The sequence below is a fragment of the Streptomyces sp. NPDC055078 genome (genome assembly GCF_053607985.1).
In genome coordinates, this window is sequence record NZ_JBSGUP010000823.1 from 1 (window position 1) to 3,227 (window position 3,227).

The following is a 3,227-nucleotide window of genomic DNA, read 5'->3' on the forward strand; positions in this document are numbered from 1 at the left end:
GCGGCGGCCAGTGCCTCGGTCACCATCGCGCCCATGGCGGCGATGGTGACCTGGGCGCCGTCCCGCCGGAGCAGCGGGTAGGCGCCCGCGACGACCTGCTGCCTGCGCCGTTCGCGGGCGGCGGGGTCCGCGGGCACGGCGGCCAGGGTCTGGTCGACCGGCCGGGTGGACAGCCGCAGATAGGCGGAGGTGCCGTCGGGCCTGCCCAGGCGGGCGAGGGAGGCCAGCAGGGTCCACTCCGTGTCGATGGCGAACGCGGGTTCGTAGGTGATACAGCCCGGCTGTTCGATCCCCAGCGACGGGGTGGTGATGGACTGGTGGGCACCGCCCTCGGGGGCGAGGGTGACCCCGGACGGCGTGCCGACCAGGATCGACTGCCCGCCGGCGTAGATACCGTAGGACCAGGGTTCCAGGGCCCGCTGGACGAAGGGGTCGTACAGCACACCGATGGGCAGCAGGGGCTCGCCCCACCGGCTCCAGGTCGCGCCGAGTTCGCCCAGGGCGCCGACCAGGTTGGTCTCCGCGATACCCAGTTCGATGTGCTGCCCGGTCGGCTTCTCCCGCCAGTGCAGAATGGTCTCAGGATCGTCGGCGAACCAGTCCGTGCGCTCACCGGCGGACCAGACGCCGACCTTGTTCACCCAGCCGCCCAGATTGGTGGACGAGCTGACGTCCGGGCTCACGGTCACCACCCTGCGGGCCGCCTCCGGTGCGGAGCGGGTCAGATCGAGCAGTACGCGGCCCAGCGCCGCCTGGGTGGTCGCCGTACCGGCGGGGGTGCGGCCGATGTCCATGGGCAGGGCCGGTGGGGCGACCGGAGCCGGATGGACGCGCCGCAGCCGCGCCGAGGTCTCCGCGCACAGCCGTCCCGCCGCCGAATCGGGTGCGAAGGCGGCCCAGGGCTGGTCGGGATCGGCCCCGGTCCGGTCGGCGAGTTCACGCATCTGCCGCTCGGTCAGCAGGGACGAGTGGTTCTGCGGGTGGCCCTGGGACGGCAGGCCGTAGCCCTTGACCGTATAGGCCAGGATCACGGTGGGCCGGGTGTCGTCGACGGCGGACAGCGCCGTGTCCAGGGCGGCCATGTCGTGCCCGCCCAGATTGCGGATGGCGTCGGTCAGCAGCTCGTCGTCCATCCGGGCCAGCAGGCCGGAGATTCCGGCGGAACCGGGGCCGGTCCCCGGCAGCCGGTCGCGCAGTTCGTCCGCCGGGCAGCGCAGCAGCCGCTGGTACTCGGGGTTGGACATGGCGTCGATCCGGGAGCGCAGCGCGTCCCCGCCCGGCCGGGTGAACAACTCCTCCAGCAGCGTGCCGTACTTAAGGGTGAGGACCTGCCAGCCGGCCGCCGCGAACATGCCCTGGAGCCGGTCGGCGGCGATGTCCGGAACGACGCGGTCCAGTGACTGCCGGTTGAGGTCGACGATCCACACCAGTTCGCCGAGACCGGAGACCTGCGGGTCGAGCAGCGCCTCCCACACGGCGCCCTCGTCCAGCTCGGCATCGCCCACCAGGGCGTACTGCCGGCCCGCGAAACGGCCGTCGCCCGCCTTGTCCGCGTAACGGCGTGCCAGCGCCCCCCAGATCGTGGCCGTGGCCCCGATACCCACCGAGCCGGTGGAGTAGTCGACCGGATCGGGGTCCTTCGAGCGGCTCGGGTAGCTCTGCAGACCGCCCCAGGCGCGCAGTGTCGGCAGATACGCGGCGTCCAGCTCACCGAGCAGGTAGTTGATGGCGTGCAGGACGGGCGAGGCGTGCGGCTTGACCGACACCCGGTCCTCGGGGCGCAGATGGCGGAACCACAGTGCGGTCATGATGGACACCATCGACGCGGACGACGCCTGGTGGCCGCCGACCTTGAGCCCCGACGGGTTGGGACGCACCCGGTTCGCGTGGTCGACGATCGCGCCGGACAGCCACAGCACGCGGTTCTCGACCTCGGCCAGGACGGCGTAGGGATCGGTCGTGGAACGCCGGCGGGTCTCAGATGCAGTGGTCATGGGAAACGGGCCTCCTCACGCCGGGCACTCCGGGACACACGGAGGCAGCGCGCTGGCAAGGAAAACGGGAAAAAAGGGGGACGCGCGCAAGGCGCACGGAGCGGTACGGCCCCGGGACGAGTCGGGCCGACCGGGTCACGGTCGGCGCAGCGCTCCAAGGAGGGACGTGCAATCGTTGTCGTTCAGGACACCACCGGACCGGAATGTGCACAAGTTCCTGCCGGGAAATAGCGCAGAATGCACAATCACCAGTCCTCCTGCTTCTCGAAAGGCAGCACCGTGCCCAAGCCGGAACGGATCGATCCCACAGACGCCCGCCTGCTCCTGGCGCTCACCGAGCATCCCCGCGCCACCGCGGTCGCGCTCGCCGAGCGCAGCGGGCTGAGCCGTAACACCGTGCAGGCCCGCCTGGCCTCGTTCGACCGGACCGGCAAGCTGCGCTCCTTCGAGCAGCGGGTCGATCCCGCGGCGCTGGGCTATCCCCTCACGGCCTTCGTCACCACCCAGGTCACCCAGCGCAGACTGGGCCAGGTCGCGGAGGCGCTCGCGGCCGTCCCCGAAGTGCTCCAGGTCCACGGCCTCACCGGCGAGCGGGATCTGCTCGTCCATGTCGTCGCCACCGACGCCGACGATCTGTATCGCGTCGCCGGTCAGATCCTGGCCATCCCCGGTGTCGAACGCACCAACACCGCCCTGGCCATGCACCAGCTCGTCGACTACCGGATCACACCTCTGCTGCGGCGAGCGGCCGAGCGCTGACCACGGCCGGCCGGCCGCGCCGGGCACGATGCTTCTCCCGGCACCACAGGTCACGCCCGGAAAGAGGTTAGGCTAACCTAAATTCATGTCGATTGCCCAGGTCTCCGGTCGTGAACGCGTCGACGCGTCCCCGGGCGGCCTGCCACGGTGGTCCGCGCCGGTGATCGGCGGGGTGCAGGTGCCTCCGCCGTATCTGCTGACCACCGCCGTCTTCGACGGCCGCGAACCGTCGGGCGGGGTCCGTGAATCGTCGGGCGGGGTCCGTGAATCGTCGGGCGGGGTGCTCCCCGAGGTCCACACACACCCCGACGGACTCCTCGTGTGGCCGCACGCCGGGTCCATGACGCTCCACAGCCGGACCGGGGTGCGGCGCCTGGTCCCCGGGCAGGGGCTGTGGGTGCCGCCCGGCACCCCGCACACCGGCGGCGGCGACCCCGGCGGGGTCGCCTGCTACACCTATGTCGCCCGCTCCGC

Annotated in this window: 3 protein-coding genes; 2 read left to right on the top strand and 1 reads right to left on the bottom strand. The window is 71.7% G+C overall.

Annotated elements, in window-relative coordinates:
• Window positions 1-1,994, bottom strand: a 1,994-nt coding sequence (locus tag ACWF94_RS37255; RefSeq protein ID WP_453499157.1) for a pyruvate dehydrogenase, incomplete at its 3' end; no start/stop codon positions are given.
• Between the two features lie 279 nt (window positions 1,995-2,273).
• Here ACWF94_RS37255 and ACWF94_RS37260 point away from each other — a divergent pair.
• Both ACWF94_RS37260 and ACWF94_RS37265 read left to right on the top strand, forming a co-directional pair.
• Window positions 2,274-2,753: an Lrp/AsnC family transcriptional regulator gene (locus ACWF94_RS37260; protein WP_453499159.1), complete on the top strand. Its 480-nt coding sequence runs from the start codon at window positions 2,274-2,276 to the stop codon at window positions 2,751-2,753.
• An 85-nt stretch (window positions 2,754-2,838) separates the two neighbouring features.
• Window positions 2,839-3,227 (top strand): AraC family ligand binding domain-containing protein (locus ACWF94_RS37265; RefSeq protein WP_453499161.1); only part of this gene is annotated, 389 nt, incomplete at its 3' end.